We start from the raw sequence: 18,677 nt of genomic DNA, 5'->3' as shown, positions 1-18,677 counted from the left end.
GGTACCGCAGGCGCCCCCCCCCCTATGTACAAACTTCACGAGCAATAAACGGTAGACCGGCACAGTGCGTAGGAGCACACTCAGTCGATCTCGATCTTCTCCACTTCCTGAACGGCAAATTTCTTGATGCGCACCTTGGTGCGGTCGCTGCCGCTCTCGATCAGGATGGTGTCGTCTTTGATCGATACGACCCGGCCCACGATACCGCCGATGGTGGTGATCTCGTCGCCGATGCTCAGCTCTTCACGCATTTTTTTCAGCGCTTTGTCCTTCTTGCTCTGGGGACGAATGAGCATAAAATAAAACACGACCAGGATGATGAGCATGGGCAAAAAGGATGTGAGCAAGCTCATGCCGCTGCTGGAACTGCTGCTGGCCGCGGCCAGTACGGTAAGATTAGACATTGATAGACCTCCAAAAAATTAACAGTACATATTTATTATACAAGCAGATACTGGGAAATACAATGTTTTTTTGGTATCCCCTGCAAAACTATCGCCGTATTCTGCTGCCTAAAAGCTGCCGATTATATGCGCGTGTCCAAAACATCCACGTACTGCGCTCTAAACTGCTCAAACGTATCATTTTCCAGCGCCTCGCGAATGCGCTCGAGCAGGCGGTTGTAAAAATACAGGTTGTGCATCACCGTCAGGCGCTGTCCCAGCGTCTCACCGGCGCGCAGAAGGTGACGGATATAGGCGCGGCTGTGGCGGCTGCATACCGGGCAGTCACACTGGGGGTCAATGGGCAGCAGATCTTTTTCGTATTTGGCGTTATTCAGGTTGCGAATACCCTCCCAGGTAAACAGGTGTCCGTGGCGCGCATTGCGGCTGGGCATCACGCAGTCAAACAGATCTATACCTCGGGCCACGCCCTCGATGATATTTCCCGGTGTGCCCACCCCCATCAGGTAGCGCGGCTTATCCCGGGGCAGGTATTCGTCCACCACCGAGATGATGTGGTACATCTCCTCTTTGGGCTCCCCTACCGCCAGCCCCCCTATCGCGTGGCCGTCCAGGTCGAGCTGGGCGTTGAGGCGGGCGTTTTCAATGCGGATATCCTCATAGGTCCCGCCCTGATTGATGCCAAAGAGCATCTGGTGGGGATTATTGCGGTCGGGGAGCTGGTTCAGGCGGTCCATCTCGGCCTTACAGCGCACCAGCCAGCGGTAAGTGCGGTCGCACGACTGCTTTACATAGTCGTATTCGGCCGGCAGCTGGATGCACTCATCAAAAGCCATAGCAATGGTCGAAGCCAGGTTCGACTGGATCTGCATGCTCTCCTCGGGGCCCATAAAGATCTTGCGCCCGTCGATGTGAGAGGAAAAATGCACCCCTTCTTCCTTGATCTTGCGCAGCTTGGCCAGCGAGAACACCTGAAAGCCGCCGCTGTCGGTGAGGATGGGACGGTCCCAGCCCATAAACTTGTGCAGGCCGCCCAGCTCGTGGATGAGCTTGTCACCGGGTCGCAGGTGCAGATGATAGGTATTACACAGCTCCACCTGGGTGCGGATATCTTTCAGGTCGTACGAGGATAGCCCTCCTTTGATGGCCGCCACCGTACCTACATTCATAAATGCCGGGGTCTGTACGGTGCCGTGCACGGTCTTAAATTCGCCCCTGCGGGCATGTCCTACCTGTTTTTTTAAGGTGTACATAGGTCACTTCCTCAAATGGTTATGATCTTGGGCCCGCAGGCGCTGCCACCGCCGCATGCCAAGTATTGCGTATAAACAGCTATTTTATTATTATACACGTTTGCCCCCATGTATTTCAATGGGCAATTCCCTCCCCGAACTTGACGGGGCGCAGAAATTATGATAACATATAGTTAGTTTATGCTAACCGCATGCTGCCTATCCTATTTTTACGAGGTGAGATCCTTGCGTATCTACCAATCGGCTGAAGACTATCTCGAGACGATCCTGGTGCTGCAAAAGCGCCAGCCCCAGGTGCGCGCCATCGATATCGCCGCCGAGCTCTCCTACTCCAAACCCAGTGTCAGTGTGGCTATGAAAAACCTGCGTACCGGCGGGTATGTGGCTGTCGACCAATACGGCCATATCACACTGCTCGACAAGGGGCGCGAGATCGCCGAGAAGATATACGAGCGCCACACGCTGCTCACCGACTGGCTCGCGGCGTTGGGCGTCGATCCCCAGGTAGCGGCAGAAGACGCCTGCCGCATAGAACACGTCATCAGTGACGAGACTTTTTCAGCTCTAAAAACACATGCCGGTCGCCGCGCAGATACCTGACCAGTCACCCGTTATGGCAGAAGACGCAAAAGAGGTGTTCAGTGAACCTGAACACCTCTTTTCTATAAGGAAAAAGCCAGTTTTTACAATTTGTTCACAATTTTCCCGCCGTCTTTTGCCGCAGTTTCTCCTGCTATGCGCTCTGGGTGGCTCGGCCCTGGTCGGCCACGGCCTGCATTTTGGCCGCCACTTTTTCGCGGTCGCCCAAGTAGTACTTGTCACGGATTTTTAGCGTGTTGCTCAGTTCGTATACCAGCGGCACGCCGGTGGGCAGGTTGACTTTGGCGATGGTCTCTGGCGTCAATTTTTCCAAATACATCACCAGCGCCCGCAGCGAATTGCCGTGTGCGGCGATCAATACGCGCCGGCCCGCCCTTATGGCAGGCTCGATCTCCAGCTGAAAATAGGGGACCGCCCGCGCCACCGTGTCCTGCAGGCTCTCGGCCAGCGGCAGCAGGTCGGGGGTCACGTCCCGGTACGCGGCTAGTCGGGCCGGGCAGCGCGGGTCGTCAGGGGTCAGCAGCGGGGGCCTGGTCGTATAGGAGCGCCGCCATCTATGTACCTGCTCTTCGCCGTATTTGTCGGCAGTCTCCCCTTTGTCTAGGCCCTGCAGTGCACCGTAGTGCCGCTCGTTGAGCTGGTAACTTTTGATCACCGGCAGCCACTCCCGGTCCAGCTGTTCCAACACCAGATGCAGGGTATTGATCGCCCGTTTCAGGTAAGAGGTGTAGCAGAGGTCAAAATCAAATCCCGCCTGCTCGAGTGATCTCCCCGCCTCTTGTGCCTCGCTCCTGCCTTCGGGCGACAGGTCCACATCGGTCCAGCCGGTAAAGCGATTTTCGCGGTTCCAGGCACTCTCTCCATGCCGTAAAAGCACCAATTTCACAGTGATCCTCCCTCTCTGTATCTCCATTTATCCCAGTGCCACGTCCAGCACCATCATGATCAAAAATCCGGCCATAACACCCAGTGTACCACTGTTGGAGTGCTCGCCCAAATGCGCCTCCGGGATGAGCTCCTCCACCACTACATACATCATGGCACCGGCGGCAAACGACAGCAGCCACGGCATCAGCGGCTGTATGCTCCCAGCTACCAGCACCACTAAAATGCCAAAAACAGGCTCTACGATGCCCGACATACTGCCGTAAAAAAACGACTTGGTGACCGTTATCCCCTCCTGCCTCAGCGGCAGCGAGATCGCCGCCCCTTCGGGGAAATTCTGGATACCGATGCCCAGCGCCAACGCCACCGCCGCCGAGAGCGCCGCATGCTCTCCTTGGTGCTGTGCCGCCAGCGCAAACGACAGTCCAACGGCCATCCCCTCGGGGATATTATGTAGCGTCACTGCCAGCACCAACAATGTTGTGCGCTTCCAGGAGGAGCGCAGCCCCTCCGGTGCTTTGGCGTCCAGGTGCAGGTGCGGCAACAGTACATCCAGCCCCAGCAAAAAGGCGACGCCCAGCAAAAAACCTCCTGCGGCCGGCACCCAGCCGATACCACCGGCAGCACTGGCCTCTTCAATGGCCGGTATCAAAAGGCTCCACACCGAAGCGGCGATCATAACGCCGGCGGCAAAGCCCAAAAAGATGCGCTGGATGCCAGCGGCCAGCGCCTTTGAAAAAAAGAATACCATCGCTGCGCCCAAGGTGGTCATCAAAAAGGTGAACCCTGTGCCGACCGCAGCCCAACAGATCGGTTGCATATATGCACCTCCCAACTTTAACTTGTGCCCTGTAGACGATCTCTGTCAAAAATAAAGGCGCGCCCCGCCCAGGGGCCAGATCCCTGTAGACGGGGCGCGCCTTGGCTACTGCCGTGCAGAGACCACTTGCTTTGCGCTTCTTATTTTACCGGGAGATATGAAAGGCACCAAATCCGGGGTACACGGCGCTCTCGCCCAGCTGTTCTTCTATGCGCAGCAGCTGGTTATACTTGGCTACGCGCTCACTTCTGCTGGGGGCCCCGGTCTTTATTTGGCCGGTGCCCAGCGCCACTGCCAGATCGGCAATGGTAGTGTCCTCGGTCTCGCCCGAGCGGTGAGAGGCAATAGCTGTGTAACCGGCCTCGTGCGCCATCTTAATGGCTTCCAGCGTCTCAGACACCGAGCCGATCTGGTTGAGCTTGATCAAGATCGAATTGCCGCAGCCCAGCTCGATACCCTTTTTCAGGCGCTGAGTATTGGTCACGAACAGGTCGTCGCCCACCAGCTGTACTCTGTCACCGAGCGCAGCAGTCATCATCTGCCAGCCTTCCCAATCCTCCTCGTCCAGCCCATCTTCGATAGAGTAGATGGGATACTTTTCACACAGTGCCTGCCAGTGGGCCACCAGCTCGGCCGAGGTAAATCTCTGCTGGCTCTTGGGCAGTAGGTATTCCCCTTTGTCACCGCTCTTCCACTCGCTGGAGGCCGCATCCATGGCCAGTACAAAATCCACTCCGGGCCGGTACCCGGCTTTTTCGATAGCTTCTAAAATGCAGCGGATAGCATCCTCATCGCTGTCCAGGTCGGGGGCAAATCCCCCCTCATCGCCCACCGAGGTAGTCAGTCCGCGAGACCGGAGCAACCCTGCCAGCGTATGAAATACCTCGGTGCACCAGCGCAACCCCTCGGCAAAGTTGACGGCGCCCACCGGCATGATCATAAATTCCTGCACGTCTACCGTGTTGGCGGCATGTGCGCCGCCGTTTAAAATATTCATCATCGGTACCGGCAGCCGATTGCCGCTAATACCGCCCAGATAGCGGTACAAAGGCAGATGCAGGGCCTGTGCGGCTGCTCGTGCACAGGCGATCGATACCGCCAAGATCGCGTTGGCTCCCAGTTTTGATTTGTCTTTGGTGCCATCGACTCTCATCATCGCCTGATCTACAGCGTAGATGTCGCTGGCATCCATGCCCCTCAGCGTCTGATCGATGACAGTATTTATGTTTTTAACTGCCTGACCCACACCTTTGCCGCCAAAGCGCCCCTCATCATTGTCGCGCAGCTCCAGCGCCTCAAATTCGCCGGTAGAGGCGCCGCTGGGGGCTGCCCCTCTGGCTACAGTCTTGTCAGCCAGGTGTACTTCTGCCTCTACGGTGGGGTTTCCCCGTGAGTCGATGATCTCGCGTCCAATGACCCGCTCGATAGTTAGATCCATAGTGGTCTCCGTCCTTTCTGTATCGCTTGCACCGCTGCCAGTATATGCCTGCAGTGCGGGTGGGGTGTTTTATATAAGCCTTGGTTAGCTATTGCTAACCAAGGTCACTATACCACTTATTGAGGTGAAATACAAGAGGTATATCGGCAATACTCATCTTGTCTTATCGGTGGATAATATGAATGAAAGCGCAAAAAATAGCGGTAGGAGGAGCGTAGACCATGAGATATAGAGATCTACACGATCTGATCCAAAACAGCTATAGCAGCCGCGCGTATTTTCTCTCGCTGCCTGTCCAGATGCAGTGTGCACTACATCGGCTGGGTGGCACTGTGCACTCAGCAGCCCAGCTGCACCGCCAAGTCTCTGCTATCCAGCAGACCGACCATCTGCTGCAGATCGGCCACTGGAAGTAAATATCTGGCCGGGTATGTGTGTGTACCCGCTATGCCGATAAAAGCTTATCTGAACGGTGTAAGAACTGGTAGAGTATGCCCTGTAAGTATGTGCGGTTTTCACCTCTTTCAGTCAAAACAAAAAGCGCCGGACGCAGCTCTTGAAGGCTGTGCCCGGCGCTTTTACATCCGCAGTGAATATTCTCTGGTGCAAGCGGTAACTCGGCTGTGCGCCTTTTATGGCCGCTCTTTGGTACTGCCGGGCAGCGACCAGCTCTGGCTCTGGGTCTGCAGTGCCACCATATGTGCAAAAATACCGCCTTTTTTCACCAGATCTTCAGGGCAGCCCATCTCGGCTACCTTGCCACCTGCAAGCACCACCACTTTGTCGGCTCCCATAACTGTGCGCATGCGGTGAGCGATGATGAGTACCGTCTTATCCTGTACCAGGCCCGAGAGCGCAGCTTGTACAGCGCTCTCATTTTCCACGTCCAAAGAGGCGGTGGCCTCATCCAGCAAGATCACAGGCGCATTTTTGAGTAGCGCGCGGGCGATAGAGATGCGCTGCCGTTCACCGCCCGAGAGAGTTGCCCCATTTTCACCGATCATGGTCTGGTAGCCCTCGGGCATCTTCTGTACAAAGGTATCGCACTGAGCTGCTCTGGCAGCCGCCAATACCTCCTGGTCACTGGCATCTCTTCTCCCCAGGCGAATATTCTCCATCACTGTATCGCGAAACAGCACTACATCCTGAAAGACGATAGCATAATTTTTAAGCAGTGCCTCCGGTTCAACAGTAGAGACGTCTACGCCACCCAGAGTTATGCGGCCGCCGTCGACATCCCAAAAGCGGGCTGCCAGCTTGGCAGCGGTGCTCTTGCCCCCGCCCGAGGGACCTACCAGCGCCGTTACTTCACCCTGTCTGGCAGTAAACGACACATCGGCGAGTACCCCTTCTCTCTGGTCGTAGGCAAATTTTACCCGGTCAAAAGCGATGTCGTAATTTTTGAGTGTATAGCTCTTAGCCCCAGTCTGTACCGGCTGTTGCTCGATCTCGCGCATGCGCTGGATCTTGATCTGAGAGCTGAATACCGCCGCCATATTGGCCAGCGTCGTACTGATGGGGTCGTAGAGCCGCGAGGCTGCAATGAGGTAGATCAGCAGCGTCGCCAGCTCCAAACTGCCGCCCACCAGCAGATTGACCCCCACTAAAACGGTGGTGGCCAGCCCCAATTTTAAGAAGGCCTGCGCCGAGGTGACACAGGTGCCGGTCACCAGTTCCGAACGCACTGTAGCCCGTTCGGCTTCGTCCATTTTCTCATCCAATCCGTGCAGATATTTTTCTTTCTGATTGCAGGCCTTTATGTCCTTTACCGTCTCCAGCAGTTCCTGCAGACTATCTGTGGCTGCCCGTTTAGCCAAAAAATTGCGGGTGCCGAACCTGTCTTGCAGCCAGCGCGAGCCTGCAGTCAGCAAAAAAGCGACCGGCAGTACCCACAGTACGGCAAGACCCATGCGCCAGTCCATAGTCAGCATGCCAATGGCTATCAGTACAGTCGAAATGATCGTCCCCCAGAGCTGGGGCACAAAATGTGAGAATGCCTGTTCCAGAGCGCTGCAGTCAGACATCATAGTCGCAGTCAGGTCCGACAGATCGCGCTGACCAAAAAAGGAGAGCGGCAGCTGGCGCAGTTTTTCCCCCAGCCCAATACGGCGGTTGGCACTCTCGATATACGTGGCGATGTACAGCGCCTTATACTGAAACCAGTGCACGATGTAGATGAGCACCAGCAGGCCCGCTCCTAAAGCAGTAATACTCCAGATCTCAGCTGCCGGGTCTCCACCGCTCATCAGTGCGTCAATGATGTCCTGCAGCGCCATAATGAGCAGTCCTACCGGCAACATCAAGCTCAAATTGGCCGCTACGGTCCACAGTGTGGCTTTTACAAGGTCTTTCGCTCCCCGTTCGGTGAGCGCATAAATATGTTGGATTTTCCCGATCATACGGCTGACGCCTCCTTCCCTACTTTCCACCTGGCCGAAGTCTGGTAATCGCGCCACATAGCGGCGTATAAGCCCTGTTGCTGCAACAGCTCCCGGTGTGTGCCGCGCTCGGCAACAGCGCCGTCGCACAGCACCAATATGTCGTCGGCGTCCTGCACAGTAGAGAGCCGGTGGGCGATCATCAGCACCGTCTTACCCGCGGTCAGTTTTTCAAATGCCTTTTGTATGAGCAGTTCATTTTCCGGGTCGGCAAAGGCAGTGGCCTCGTCCAGCACTATGATGGGCGCATCCTTTAAGATCGCCCGCGCCAAAGCGATGCGCTGCTGCTCACCGCCAGAAAGATACACGCCTTTGGTCCCCACTACGGTGTCTAGGCCCTGAGGCATTTTAGATAGGATATCGTCGCACTGGGCAGCATGGGCCGCCGCCAATACCTGTTGTCGAGTGGCGTCGGGCCGTGCTGCGCGTATGTTTTCCAGTAAACTGTCCTTAAATAAATGCGTATCCTGAAAAACGAACGCCACTTTGTCCATGAGTTCGTGGCCTGCCATGTTGCGCACATCGACGCCGCCAATGAGCACCTTTCCCTGCCCTGCATCCCAAAAGCGGGGGATCAAACTGGCGACGGTGCTCTTACCTCCGCCCGAGGGGCCCACCAGTGCCACAGTCTTACCGGCCGGTACCTGAAAACATACATTCTTAAGTGCCGGGCTTTTGGCTCCGGGGTAGGTAAAAGTGACGTCTTTCAGCTCAATATCGCAGCCGGTGGTGCTCTGTGGACGGATGTCTTCAGGCAGGGGCTCTACCTCCATGATCTGGTCGAGCTTGCGCACCGCCTCATCTGCCTCCATAACTGCCTGGCTGGCATACATGATGCGGGTCATCATCATGGCGCAAAGCGGTGTGAATAAGATATAAAATACCAGGTCTACCAAAACTGCCCAGCCATTGCTCGCCGCTCCGCACAAGAGCATACCGGCGGGGATGAGTAGTAAAAAGGTGCCGTTGAGCACGGCGGTAAAGGCGGTCATCGGCCGCCCGCAAGACATGGCATAGTCGGTGGCCAGCTTGCTGTAGCGCATAATAGCGCCGTAAAAGCTCTTGAACGAGTACACCGTCTGCTGAAACACCTTGACCACTGGAATACCGCGCACATACTCAGTGGCCTCGGCACTCAGGTCCTCAATGGCTTTTTGGTAGGTGCTGAAAAATCTGGCATTTTTGCCACCCATCATCCGCGTCAACAGGTAGACTGCCAGCACCAGTGGAATAAAGCACAAAAGCCCCATCCGCCAGTCAAATACGAACAGCAGAATAATGGCTGCTACCGGGGTCACTACCGCCCCTACCAGGTCTGGCAGCTCATGGGCCAGCATCTGTTCAGTCATACCGGCATTATCGTCTATCTGCTTGCGCAGCTTTCCCGACTGGCTGACATTTAAATATCCCAACGGCACATCCAGCAGGTGTTTGGCTGCCGCTTTACGCATGTTTTTTGCGGTGCGAAAGGCGGCCAGATGGGTGCACATCAGGGCGGCAAAATAAATAGCCGCACTGCCCAGTGCAAACCACAGTGCATACCAGCCGTAGCGCACCAGATCTCCTGCCTGCCGGTAGTCGGGCATTGCAGCAAACACACCGCGCACCACGTACCAAATACATATGTAAGGTGCCATCGACAGAACTGCCGCTATACCAGACAGCGTACATCCCAATACGGTGAGCCTTTTATGTCCGCCGGCATAGTAGAGCAGCTTGGCGACACTGCTCTTCCCTTTTTCTCTCACATCGAACCCTCCCTTATTATTGTGGTTAGTTATCGCTAACTTATGGTTATTATACTGCTCCATCCCGATTCTTGCCCAGCTCCAAACAGTCGTTTTGCTCCAATTGGGCGGTCCCGCGATAAATTTTAGGGGTCATCCCGTATACCCGTGTAAAAGCGGCCGAAAATTTGCTGGCATTCTGGTAGCCCACCAGCTCGGCAATATGCCCCACCGGCAGCTGAGTGCTCTGCAGCAGTAATGCCGCCTCCTCCATGCGTCGCCGTCGCAAATACTGGTAGGGGGCCTGCCCGTACTGCTGGTAAAACAGCTTTTTTAAAGTTGTTACCCCCATGCCAAATTCTACTGCTAACTCGGTGAGCGAATGTCGGCGGCGCAAATTCTCGGTCATACGGCGCTCAATAGCGGCTACTTTCTCAGCATCATGGCCACAGTGATAGGGACGGGCCATCCGCCCCTGTTGCTCACTGCTCACCGCTAAAAACAGCAGCAGCTCCAGCGCTTTTATTTTGTAATAAGCCAACTGATAATTATCCGGCGGCTGATACAGCTCCAATACGATGTGCTGGATCTTGGGGTTGGCCCGTAGCAGCAACACTTCATCGCTGTATAACTGTGCCTCTAAGCAAGCCACCAAATCGGTCGTCTGTCCCAATATATCTCGCCACGAGCGCGCCGCCTCCTTTAGCTGCAGGACTAAACTGATGCCGGTATAATCACCCGATAAAAAAACAGAGTTGCGACACGGCCTCCCCATGTCGCTGATCGAGAGGTCCTGAGCTCCCAGGGTCACCTGCCGGCCGCTCTGCAGTGTACAGCCGTAGCGGCCGCGGCGGCAGTGATTGATCTCGATGATACCCGGCCGCGCGCGCTCATTTTGAAAACCCTGCGCGGTATGAAAATCATTAAAGATGAGCAGTATGCCGGGAAAGACCTCATAGGCCTCCATGACTCCTTTCCCGTCAGAAAAATCTAACTGATATACCATGTGTTGAGCGTGTATTCGGCACAATTTTGCACCCTGTGGAAATATCGCTGTCCAGTCCATAAACTGGTTCCTCCCCCACATGACAGGATGACTGTCTATATTTTTTAGTGCGATGACGATCAGTTTATTTAGACGCAGTATCCAGTATTTTATAATGCGTTTGGCCTGACACGGCTGCCATCTTGATGATTGTGCAGACACGCATGTTTTCGCTGCCGATACTATGTCGGCGTTCCAGTCAGATCAGGCCTTTTTACCTCAGCCACGGGTAACTGGCGACTCTGCTCGACTATCGGTTAGCAATCAGTAACCACACAGTACATCTGTCCATAGCTTAGGCTCTATGTGAGAGCAGACTGCGGTCATCACGGCCCAGTCACATCGTAGTACGCCCCGTACCAGCCGTCAATACAGTGTCGGGCAGAAACCCGTTAGAATAGAAAAAGAGCCTATAGACGCCGCTGGTGGCTGGCTATAGGCTCTTTTTATTTTGTAAAACGCACCGTATTTATAATATGAGCATGGCGTCGCCAAAACTGTAAAAGCGGTACTTTTCCTGTACGGCCACCCGGTAGGCGTTTAGAATAGGCTCCCGCCCGGCCAGCGCCGATACCAGCATGATCAGCGTGCTCTCCGGAAGATGGAAGTTGGTGATCATACCGTCGATAACGCCAAAGGTATAACCCGGGTAGATAAAAATGCTGGTATCATCTTCAAAAGGCACTACAGCGCCATTTTTTTGGTAGCAAGATTCCAGTGTGCGGCAGCTGGTGGTGCCCACGGCAATGACCCGTTTGCCGTTTTTTTTGGCCAGCGCGATCGCATCGGCCGTCTCCTGGGGGATCACATAGTGTTCGGTGTGCATCTTATGGTCTAATACGTTTTCCTCTTTTACCGGGCGAAAGGTCCCCAGCCCCACATGCAGCGTAACACGGGCGATGACCACCCCTTTTTGCCGCAATCTTTCCAGCAATTCCTCGGTAAAGTGCAGCCCGGCCGTAGGCGCCGCCGCCGAGCCGCGCTCATGGGCATACACAGTCTGGTAGCGGTCCTTGTCCTCCAGCTCAGCGGTGATGTAATGGGGCAGCGGCATCTGCCCGATCTGGTCGATTACGTCGTAAAAACTGCGCCCTTTACATGCAAAGCGGATGATGCGGTTGCCGTCATCGCAGACTTTGCACACCTCACCGGTGAGCAGTCCCTCGCCAAATACCAGCTTGGTCCCCTCTCTGATCTTGCGGCCGGGCTTTACCAGGCATTCCCACAGATCCTCAGTGGCCTGCTTTTTTAAGAGCAATACCTCAGCTTTGGCCCCTGTGTCCTCCTTGTGGCCGTACAGCCTGGCCGGCAGCACTTTCGAATCGTTCACCACCAGCGTGTCGCCGGGCTGTAAAACATCTACGATATCGTAAAAGTGCTTGTGGGCGATCTCGCCGGTCGTGCGATCGAGCTGAAGCAGCCGGGAGTGATCGCGCGGGTAGATGGGGTGCTGGGCGATGAGTTCCTGGGGCAGATCAAAGTAAAAGTCTTTTTTCAGCAGTGGTTGTGACATACAAAACACATTCTTTCTATCAGTAAAAGCCGCCCGGCAAAAACAGCCAGACGTACCGCCGGCGCCGGGCGGGAGTGCGGCCCGCAAAAATCGCTGCTACAGGGCGAAATGCGCCGTATTTAAATTGACAGGCAGCTACCGTGGTGCTATGATAAGGGTAAACTTCATAGACCCGGATAGAGGTGCGGATTTGATGAGTACACACAGGCGAGGCCAGCCAGGGCTGCACGAGCGGTGTGAAAAGGCAACTCCGCCGAAGAGAGCGCAGCTGGCGGGGCGGTTCTCTGGTCGCGTGGCCGAACAGGCGCGCGACTGTCATCATGTACTTTGATGGAGAGCTATCGGCCTTTTTGTGTCCATACTTTTCTATTATATTGCATGTACTGCCGGTTTTCAACCGGTTTTTTCTTTTTGCGGGTCTATACGGTCTTTTGGCACATAAACTGAACATAGGAGGAACAGATGATGAAGGAATACAATGTTGCGGTGATCGGTGCGACGGGAATGGTCGGCCAGCGCTTTATTACGCTGCTCGAAAACCACCCCTGGTTTCACGTAAAAATGCTGGCGGCCTCGGCCAATTCTGCCGGCAAAACTTATAAAGAGGCGGTGGGCAGCCGCTGGGCTATGCAGTCGCCCATGCCCCAGTCGGTAGCCGATATGGTGGTGCTCGACGCTACCGCCGACGTGGAAAAGATCACGTCGGCAGTCGATTTCGTGTTCTGTGCTGTCAACATGAAAAAAGAGGAGATACGCTCTCTGGAGGAGATGTATGCCCGCCACGAGTGCCCGGTCATCTCCAATAACTCGGCCAATCGCTCGATGCCCGATGTGCCGATGATCGTGCCCGAGATCAACGACGATCACTCCGAAGTCATCACCGCTCAGCGGGCCCGTCTGGGCACCAAGCGCGGTTTTATCGCCGTCAAGTCGAACTGTTCGCTGCAGAGCTATGTGCCGGCCATCCACCCCCTGCTCAAGTTCGGGGTGACCAAAGTGCTGGCCTGCACCTATCAGGCTATTTCCGGTGCCGGCAAGACCTTTGCTACCTGGCCCGACATGGTGGATAACGTGATCCCCTTTATCGGCGGCGAAGAAGAAAAGAGCGAGCAGGAGCCTTTAAAGATCTGGGGCCATGTCGAGGACGGCAAGATCGTAAACGCCGACTCCCCCTCCATCACCACTCAGTGCCTGCGGGTACCGGTGTCGGATGGGCACACGGCAGCGGTTTTCGTCTCGTTCGAGAAAAAGCCCACCATCGAAGAAATCAAAGCCTGCTGGAAAGACTTTAGCGGCGCGCCGCAGGCGTTGGGCCTGCCCTCGGCGCCCAAGCAGTTCCTCCACTACTTCGAGGAGGACGACCGCCCCCAGGCCAAGCTCGACCGCAACCTGGAAAGTGGTATGGCCGTGTCGGTGGGCCGCCTGCGCCCCGACACCCAGTACGACTATAAATTCGTCTGTCTCTCGCACAACACCCTGCGCGGCGCTGCCGGCGGCGCGGTACTGATGGCTGAACTGCTGGCCGCCCAGGGCTATTTAGACTAACGCTGTCAGCGGGGGAGCACTGCTGCTCCCCTCTTGTGGATATGGGAGGTTTTTTATGAAAAAGACCGTATTTACCGGCGCCGGTGTGGCGCTCGTCACTCCGTTCTTGCCCGATGGTTCCATCAACTACCCCAAGCTGAAAGAGCTTATCGAGTGGCAGATCGCCTCCGGCACCGACAGCATCATCACCTGCGGTACCACCGGCGAGTCGGCCACCATGACCGATAAAGAGCACGTCGACGTCATCAAATTCACCGTCGACACAGTGGCCGGCCGGGTGCCGGTAGTAGCGGGTGCCGGCTCTAACGACACCGCTTACGCCGTGAATCTGTCTAAAGAAGCCGCCGCTCTGGGTGCTGATGCGCTGCTGCAGGTAACGCCCTATTACAACAAGGCCTCTCAGCGGGGCCTCTACCAGCACTTTGTCGCCATCGCCGACGCAACTGATCTGCCGGTCATCCTGTATAATGTCCCCAGCCGTACCGGTACCAATATCGCGCTCGATACCTATCTCAAGTTATCCGAGCACCCCAATATCGTGGCCACAAAAGAGGCCAGCGGCGACATCTCGGCCATTGCCAAGATCTTTGCCGCCTGCGGCGATAAACTGGATGTGTATTCGGGCAACGACGATCAGATCGTACCCATCATGGCGCTGGGCGGTAAAGGGGTCATCTCGGTGCTCTCCAATGTGCTGCCCAAGCAGACCCACGAGATATGTGCCGCCTTTTTGGCCGGCGATACCCAGAAGAGCGCCCAGCTGCAACTGCACTACCTGGCGCTGGCAAACGCCCTGTTTATGGACGTAAACCCCATCCCGGTAAAAGATGCGCTCAATCTGATGGGCAAAGAGGTGGGCGGCTGTCGGTTGCCTCTTTGCCCCATGGACGACGCCGGGCAGCAAAAGCTGGCTGCTGTGCTCAGACAGTACGACCTGATGTAAAAATATACGGCCCCTCCCCTACATATACCGCGCCGAGGAGGAGCCACAGATAAAAAGGTTGGTGAAATAATCTCTATGACCAATATACTGCTCTTTGGCGCTATGGGTAAAATGGGCCGGGTGGTCAGCCAATGCGTGGCCCAGCGGGACGACTGTCAGATCATCGCCGGTATCGATAAGTTCAGTGATGGCAGTGCCGATTTTCCGGTCTACCCCACGATCACCGATTTTAAAGATACCTGTGATGTGATCATCGATTTTTCGCATCCGTCCGTATTTGATGAGCTGCTGCGCTACTGTGTACAAAACAAAGTACCGGCCGTCATCTGTACCACCGGTCTCTCGGCCGAGCAGATCGCGGCGATCCATACCGCCGCCGAGACTGTGCCGCTGTTTTACAGCGCCAACATGTCATTGGGTATCAATCTGCTGCGGGCACTGGCCCAAAAGGCGGTGGAGGTGCTGGGTGGCCAGTACGATATCGAGATCATCGAAAAGCATCACAACCAAAAAGTCGATGCCCCCAGCGGCACGGCCCTCATGCTCGCCGACGCGATCAACACCGCCGCCGGCGGCCAGTACGAGTATGTGTACGACCGCCACAGCGTGCGGAAAAAGCGCGATAAGCGGGAGCTCGGTCTGCATGCGGTCCGCGGTGGCACCATCGTGGGCGAGCACGAGATCCTATTTGCCGGCCGCGACGAGGTGATCACACTCTCCCACAGCGCCGCCTCTAAAGAGGTCTTTGCCGTGGGAGCTGTGCAGGCGGCACGCTTTATGCAGGGTAAAGGCCCAGGCCTTTACGATATGGCAGACATGATTTGACGGTAACCAGATAAGGAGGGACTTGTTATGCTCGGCGTTTCCAGTGTATCGGTGATCGAGGACCAGATGGTCTTGACTTTCAGCGATGTGCAGAGCGGTTCAGATTTTGTACAGGTGGTCTTTGGCCAGATGGCAGAGAGCGCGGTCAATGTAGATATGATCTCTCTCATCCCCGACCAGAGCGCCAGCTACAGTCTGGCGCTGACCACCTCAAATCAGTACTATCCCCAGCTCATGCAGCTGTTGGGCTCGCTGCGGGGCCGGTTTCCCCAGGTCAAGTTCGGCATTTCCGACGGGTATGCCAAGGTCATCGCCGCCGGCGAAGAGATGAAGAGCCAGCCCGGCGTGGCAGCTGCCGTCATCACCGCTGTGCGCCAGAGCGGGGTCGATATCCAGATGATCACCACCTCCGAGACCGATATCTCGCTGCTGGTGCAATCGGTACACGCCGACACGGTAAAATCCGCATTAGAGGGCTAGCGGCTCCCCTTTCCGCTTCCATTTCACCAAGTTTGCCCCCAATATAAATTGAAGGTGTCTCCCCCTGTGGGCGACGCCTTTTTTATGTCACTTTATCGGCCATAGCTCCGCCTGGAAAAAGATGACGATCTACGGCCAAACACTCCACTATAACACCAAACTCTGTGCCTGTGCTATGATCGTGGTAGTGGATAGTATAAGAGCAGAGAGGTGTATCTCCTATGAAAACATATACTACGGCCCAGGTGGCCAAGATCATCGGCGTACACCCCAACACCGTACGGCTCTACGAAAAACTGGGGTTGATACCGCCGGCGCCGCGGCAAAAAAATCGCTATCGGGTATTTACCGACCGCCACATAGCCCAGTTTCGCTTGGCCCGCACCGCCTTTCAGGTAGAGGTGCTGCAAAATGGGCTGCGCCAACAGATGGTACAGATGGTCAAAACCGCCGCCACCGGCAAGTATGATGCCGCCATCGAGCAGTGTCGGTGCTACCTGCAGATGGTGCGACAGGAATTTGTGCGCGCACAAGAAGCGGCCTCTATCGTCACCGCACTTTTGCACGGCGACTCACCATCCTCCTACCCGGTGCTGCTCGGCCGCCGTCAGGTCTCGCAGCAGCTGCATATCTCGATGGATGCCTTGCGCAACTGGGAGATGAACGGGTTGCTCACCGTAAAGCGCCGCCAAAATGGCTATCGTGTGTACACCAGTGAAGATCTGCGCACGCTAAGAGTTATCCGCGCTCTGCGCGGGGCCAACTACTCGCTCGAGGCCATCCTACAGCTGCTGCAGCAGCTCTCCGTCGATCCGCAGACCGATGTGCCGGCAGCCCTCGATCTGCCGGCTCAAGGTGATATCGTCTCGGCCTGTGACCATCTGCTCGACTCGCTAAGCCAAGCTGAGATCAATGCCCAGACATCGCTGCAGCTGCTGTATGAGATGCGCCGTAGATTTTCGTAGCCGCCAGGGGCGGTAAAGCACTGTCTTACGATCTGGTATCGCGTCGCCTTTAATCAGGCTGTGTCCCGCACGCGTTTAAGGTCTACAGCAATTTTTAAGCCCCCATACCTGCCAGGCAAAAATGTGGTCAACACCAGATGTCGGTTTTATGATCTGCAGCCAAAGTAATGGTGATTTTCCCGTTCTACCTGTCCCAAATATATAACGCTCCACTTTACCACCAGTCTTTTAGCTGGTGGTATTCTTTTTTTATCGAAAAAAGGAGGTAGAGACCATGTCACCAGTTATTCAAACAAGCCAGCTTACCAAGTCCTACGGGCCGCTGCTCGCCCTGAAAGGGTTAGATCTGTCGGTAGAACGCGGTACCGGGGTGCCAATGGGGCCGGTAAGAGCACCGCGATAGCCTGTATGCTGGGGCTGCAACGGCCCAGTAGCGGCGCCGTACAGATATTGGGCCAAGACCCCCAGATCGCGCGCAAACAGCTGTTTAAGCAAGTCGGTGTTCAGCTGCAAGAGACTTCTTTTCAGGAAAAGATAACCGCCGAAGAGCTCTGCCAGGTAAGTGCTGCGCTGTACCACCGCCCCCATGATTACCGGCAATTGCTGGCTCAGTTTGGCCTGGCTGATAAAGCTGGCCGCCCGGTAAAGGAGCTGTCAGGCGGACAACGGCAAAAGCTGTTTATTACGCTCGCGTTGCTGCCAAACCCACAGGTGGTGTTTTTAGATGAACTCACCACCGGTCTCGATCCGCGGGCCCGGCGAGAGGTCTGGGCCATCCTCTCCTCGCTAAAAGCGTCGGGGGTGACCATCCTGCTCACCTCGCACTTCATGGATGAAGTGGAGGCGTTGTGCGACCACATCTGTATTTTAAAGCATGGCAAAACAGTATTTTCCGGCACCGTCGGCCAGGCGGTAGCCGACAGTCCATACACCGCGTTCGAGGACGCCTACCTGTGGTATACGGAGGAAGATCGATGAGAGCTTTTCGCACGATGCTCAAAGTAGAGCTCAAACTCTCTCTGCGAGAAATGGATATGTTCATCTTTTCTATCTGTCTGCCGCTGGTGGTGCTGGCCGTCATCGTCATGCTCTACGGGACTTGCCCTGCCTTTGCCGGTGCGCCTTATACCTTTGTCGAGCAGTCTTTTCCGGCACTCGCCACCATCTCTATTTGTGCCGGCGGAGTAATGGGGTTGCCGCTGGTAGTATCCGATTACCGCAGCCGTGGCATCCTGCGCCGCTTTCGGGTCACACCGGTCAGTCCGGCACTGATCCTGCTGGTCCAGGTCGTCATCTATGCCCTGTATGCGCTGGGCTCGCTGTTTACGCTCTGGGCAGTGGCGGTGCTTGTCCTGGGTCTCCAACTGCATGGCTCTATTCCGCTGTTTTTACTCAGCTATCTGCTGGTCATGGCTACAATGTTCTGTATCGGCGTGCTGGTGGGCGGCGTGGCCGCTAACAGCAAAAGCGCCGGGATCTTCACCAGTATCCTCTACTTTCCTATGCTGCCCTTTTCCGGGGCAACGCTCCCCTACGAGGTGCTGCCTGCCGCTGCTCAAAAGATCGCCGATCTTCTGCCGCTCACACAGGGCATCAAGCTGCTCAAGGCGGCCCCGCTGGGTCTGCCGGTAAAAGAGGTGTGGATATCTATTCTGGTCATGTTGGTGTTCATCGTCGCCTGCGCTGTGCTGGCTATCCGTCTATTTAGGTGGGAGTGACCGCGCTCTTATCATATTGCAGCAAAAAAGGGACCGCCCCTCTATATAGAGGGGCGGTCCCTTTTTAATACCAGATGA

18 protein-coding genes and 1 riboswitch are annotated in these 18,677 nt (G+C 55.7%); of the genes, 9 read left to right on the top strand and 9 right to left on the bottom strand.

What is annotated here, in order from left to right; genetic code table 11:
• Positions 1-80: 80 nt before the first annotated feature.
• Both yajC and tgt read right to left on the bottom strand, forming a co-directional pair.
• Positions 81-404 carry a preprotein translocase subunit YajC gene (gene yajC, locus C6Y32_RS04235; protein WP_105203992.1) on the bottom strand — a complete coding sequence of 108 codons (324 nt, stop codon included), beginning with the start codon at positions 402-404 and terminating at the stop codon, positions 81-83.
• 122 nt (positions 405-526) lie between these two features.
• The gene (gene tgt / locus C6Y32_RS04230) at positions 527-1,657 is read right to left on the bottom strand and encodes a tRNA guanosine(34) transglycosylase Tgt (protein ID WP_105203991.1); all 1,131 of its coding nucleotides are present in this window, start codon (positions 1,655-1,657) and stop codon (positions 527-529) included.
• A gap of 225 nt (positions 1,658-1,882) precedes the next feature.
• Here tgt and C6Y32_RS04225 point away from each other — a divergent pair, with 225 nt between their 5' ends.
• Positions 1,883-2,257, top strand: coding sequence for a metal-dependent transcriptional regulator (locus tag C6Y32_RS04225; RefSeq protein WP_105203989.1), 375 nt, complete (start codon positions 1,883-1,885; stop codon positions 2,255-2,257).
• A 133-nt stretch (positions 2,258-2,390) separates the two neighbouring features.
• Here the strand turns inward: C6Y32_RS04225 and gpmA are convergent, their stop codons facing one another.
• The 3 genes from gpmA to eno all read right to left on the bottom strand — a co-directional run bounded on the left by gpmA (position 2,391) and on the right by eno (position 5,400).
• Positions 2,391-3,170: a 2,3-diphosphoglycerate-dependent phosphoglycerate mutase gene (gene gpmA / locus C6Y32_RS04220; RefSeq protein WP_370738802.1), complete on the bottom strand. Its 780-nt coding sequence runs from the start codon at positions 3,168-3,170 to the stop codon at positions 2,391-2,393.
• On the bottom strand, positions 3,171-3,962 hold the full coding sequence (locus C6Y32_RS04215; RefSeq protein ID WP_105203985.1) for a ZIP family metal transporter: 792 nt from the start codon (positions 3,960-3,962) through the stop codon (positions 3,171-3,173).
• Positions 3,963-4,107: 145 nt separating this feature from the next.
• Positions 4,108-5,400: a phosphopyruvate hydratase gene (gene eno / locus C6Y32_RS04210; protein ID WP_105203983.1), complete on the bottom strand. Its 1,293-nt coding sequence runs from the start codon at positions 5,398-5,400 to the stop codon at positions 4,108-4,110.
• A 221-nt stretch (positions 5,401-5,621) separates the two neighbouring features.
• On the opposite strand from eno, the gene C6Y32_RS04205 reads away from it, so the two are divergent.
• A complete protein-coding gene (locus C6Y32_RS04205) occupies positions 5,622-5,816 on the top strand; it encodes a hypothetical protein (RefSeq protein WP_105203981.1) in 195 nt (64 codons plus the stop codon).
• A 216-nt stretch (positions 5,817-6,032) separates the two neighbouring features.
• On the opposite strand, the gene C6Y32_RS04200 is transcribed toward C6Y32_RS04205, so the two are convergent.
• The 4 genes from C6Y32_RS04200 to queA all read right to left on the bottom strand — a co-directional run bounded on the left by C6Y32_RS04200 (position 6,033) and on the right by queA (position 12,123).
• The gene (locus tag C6Y32_RS04200; protein WP_105203979.1) at positions 6,033-7,799 is read right to left on the bottom strand and encodes an ABC transporter ATP-binding protein; all 1,767 of its coding nucleotides are present in this window, start codon (positions 7,797-7,799) and stop codon (positions 6,033-6,035) included.
• Positions 7,796-9,586, bottom strand: coding sequence for an ABC transporter ATP-binding protein (locus C6Y32_RS04195; RefSeq protein ID WP_243562520.1), 1,791 nt, complete (start codon positions 9,584-9,586; stop codon positions 7,796-7,798). Before C6Y32_RS04195 ends, C6Y32_RS04200 begins: the two co-directional genes overlap by 4 nt.
• A gap of 49 nt (positions 9,587-9,635) precedes the next feature.
• Positions 9,636-10,532: an AraC family transcriptional regulator gene (locus C6Y32_RS04190; RefSeq protein WP_164998132.1), complete on the bottom strand. Its 897-nt coding sequence runs from the start codon at positions 10,530-10,532 to the stop codon at positions 9,636-9,638.
• Positions 10,533-11,079: 547 nt separating this feature from the next.
• A complete protein-coding gene (gene queA / locus C6Y32_RS04185) occupies positions 11,080-12,123 on the bottom strand; it encodes a tRNA preQ1(34) S-adenosylmethionine ribosyltransferase-isomerase QueA (protein WP_129589383.1) in 1,044 nt (347 codons plus the stop codon).
• A gap of 169 nt (positions 12,124-12,292) precedes the next feature.
• A riboswitch (Lysine riboswitch) is annotated at positions 12,293-12,472 on the top strand.
• A 116-nt stretch (positions 12,473-12,588) separates the two neighbouring features.
• On the opposite strand from queA, the gene asd reads away from it, so the two are divergent.
• From asd to C6Y32_RS04150, 7 genes are all read left to right on the top strand, one after another.
• Entirely contained in the window at positions 12,589-13,668 is a 1,080-nt protein-coding gene (gene asd, locus C6Y32_RS04180; RefSeq protein ID WP_105203973.1) for an aspartate-semialdehyde dehydrogenase, read from the top strand.
• A 55-nt stretch (positions 13,669-13,723) separates the two neighbouring features.
• Positions 13,724-14,611, top strand: a complete 888-nt coding sequence (gene dapA, locus C6Y32_RS04175; RefSeq protein WP_105203971.1) for a 4-hydroxy-tetrahydrodipicolinate synthase — start codon at positions 13,724-13,726, stop codon at positions 14,609-14,611.
• A gap of 75 nt (positions 14,612-14,686) precedes the next feature.
• On the top strand, positions 14,687-15,436 hold the full coding sequence (dapB, locus tag C6Y32_RS04170; RefSeq protein WP_105203969.1) for a 4-hydroxy-tetrahydrodipicolinate reductase: 750 nt from the start codon (positions 14,687-14,689) through the stop codon (positions 15,434-15,436).
• A gap of 27 nt (positions 15,437-15,463) precedes the next feature.
• Positions 15,464-15,916 (top strand): ACT domain-containing protein, encoded by a 453-nt coding sequence (locus C6Y32_RS04165; RefSeq protein ID WP_105203967.1) that lies wholly within the window; start codon positions 15,464-15,466, stop codon positions 15,914-15,916.
• Positions 15,917-16,137: 221 nt separating this feature from the next.
• A complete protein-coding gene (locus tag C6Y32_RS04160) occupies positions 16,138-16,881 on the top strand; it encodes a MerR family transcriptional regulator (protein WP_105203965.1) in 744 nt (247 codons plus the stop codon).
• A 408-nt stretch (positions 16,882-17,289) separates the two neighbouring features.
• Entirely contained in the window at positions 17,290-17,859 is a 570-nt protein-coding gene (locus C6Y32_RS04155) for an ABC transporter ATP-binding protein (protein WP_306418965.1), read from the top strand.
• Positions 17,856-18,599, top strand: coding sequence for an ABC transporter permease (locus C6Y32_RS04150; protein WP_105203963.1), 744 nt, complete (start codon positions 17,856-17,858; stop codon positions 18,597-18,599). The genes C6Y32_RS04155 and C6Y32_RS04150 overlap by 4 nt, the downstream gene beginning before the upstream one ends.
• Positions 18,600-18,677 lie beyond the last annotated feature (78 nt).

It is taken from the genome of Neobittarella massiliensis (ex Bilen et al. 2018), from assembly GCF_900289145.1.
Taxonomy (GTDB): domain Bacteria; phylum Bacillota; class Clostridia; order Oscillospirales; family Ruminococcaceae; genus Neobittarella; species Neobittarella massiliensis.
This window is presented reverse-complemented; position numbering and strand designations above follow the sequence as displayed.

Excerpts from the sequence above, each read along its gene's own strand:
- dapA (WP_105203971.1), top strand. The coding sequence starts at position 13,724 with ATGAAAAAGACCGTATTTACCGGCGCCGGTGTGGCGCTCGTCACTCCG.
- tgt (WP_105203991.1), bottom strand. The coding sequence starts at position 1,657 with ATGTACACCTTAAAAAAACAGGTAGGACATGCCCGCAGGGGCGAATTT.
- C6Y32_RS04205 (WP_105203981.1), top strand. The coding sequence starts at position 5,622 with ATGAGATATAGAGATCTACACGATCTGATCCAAAACAGCTATAGCAGC.
- yajC (WP_105203992.1), bottom strand. The coding sequence starts at position 404 with ATGTCTAATCTTACCGTACTGGCCGCGGCCAGCAGCAGTTCCAGCAGC.
- dapB (WP_105203969.1), top strand. The coding sequence starts at position 14,687 with ATGACCAATATACTGCTCTTTGGCGCTATGGGTAAAATGGGCCGGGTG.
- C6Y32_RS04215 (WP_105203985.1), bottom strand. The coding sequence starts at position 3,962 with ATGCAACCGATCTGTTGGGCTGCGGTCGGCACAGGGTTCACCTTTTTG.
- C6Y32_RS04155 (WP_306418965.1), top strand. The coding sequence starts at position 17,290 with ATGCTGGGGCTGCAACGGCCCAGTAGCGGCGCCGTACAGATATTGGGC.
- C6Y32_RS04200 (WP_105203979.1), bottom strand. The coding sequence starts at position 7,799 with ATGATCGGGAAAATCCAACATATTTATGCGCTCACCGAACGGGGAGCG.
- asd (WP_105203973.1), top strand. The coding sequence starts at position 12,589 with ATGAAGGAATACAATGTTGCGGTGATCGGTGCGACGGGAATGGTCGGC.
- C6Y32_RS04160 (WP_105203965.1), top strand. The coding sequence starts at position 16,138 with ATGAAAACATATACTACGGCCCAGGTGGCCAAGATCATCGGCGTACAC.
- eno (WP_105203983.1), bottom strand. The coding sequence starts at position 5,400 with ATGGATCTAACTATCGAGCGGGTCATTGGACGCGAGATCATCGACTCA.
- queA (WP_129589383.1), bottom strand. The coding sequence starts at position 12,123 with ATGTCACAACCACTGCTGAAAAAAGACTTTTACTTTGATCTGCCCCAG.
- C6Y32_RS04165 (WP_105203967.1), top strand. The coding sequence starts at position 15,464 with ATGCTCGGCGTTTCCAGTGTATCGGTGATCGAGGACCAGATGGTCTTG.
- C6Y32_RS04190 (WP_164998132.1), bottom strand. The coding sequence starts at position 10,532 with ATGGAGGCCTATGAGGTCTTTCCCGGCATACTGCTCATCTTTAATGAT.
- C6Y32_RS04150 (WP_105203963.1), top strand. The coding sequence starts at position 17,856 with ATGAGAGCTTTTCGCACGATGCTCAAAGTAGAGCTCAAACTCTCTCTG.
- gpmA (WP_370738802.1), bottom strand. The coding sequence starts at position 3,170 with ATGGAGATACAGAGAGGGAGGATCACTGTGAAATTGGTGCTTTTACGG.